This window comes from Paraburkholderia sp. NMBU_R16 (assembly GCF_013282575.1).
Classification (GTDB): Bacteria; Pseudomonadota; Gammaproteobacteria; order Burkholderiales; family Burkholderiaceae; genus Trinickia.
Genome location: NZ_JAAAYE010000380.1, coordinates 1 through 261, shown reverse-complemented (window position 1 = coordinate 261; position 261 = coordinate 1). Strand labels below are relative to the sequence as shown.

Annotated in this window: 1 pseudogene; it reads left to right on the top strand. The window is 62.1% G+C overall.

What is annotated here, in order from left to right:
* Positions 1–261: pseudogene (locus GWC77_RS28600) on the top strand (IS110 family transposase); the annotation flags it as partial.

Genomic DNA, 261 nt, shown 5'->3' with positions numbered 1-261 from the left:
GATGAATCTGCAGCTTGGCGAGGTGCTCAAGGATGTGATGGGGATGACAGGTCAGGCGATCATCCGTGCCATCGTCGCCGGCGAGCGGGACCCGAAGGTGCTCGCCGCCCATCGTCACGGCCGGGTCAAATGCAGCGAGGCCGAGATTGCCCGCGCGCTGACGGGCAACTGGCGCGAGGAACATCTGTTCGTCCTCGCACAGGCACTGTCCATGTTTGACAGTCTGGCGCAACGTATTGTCGAATGCGACGCGAAGATCGA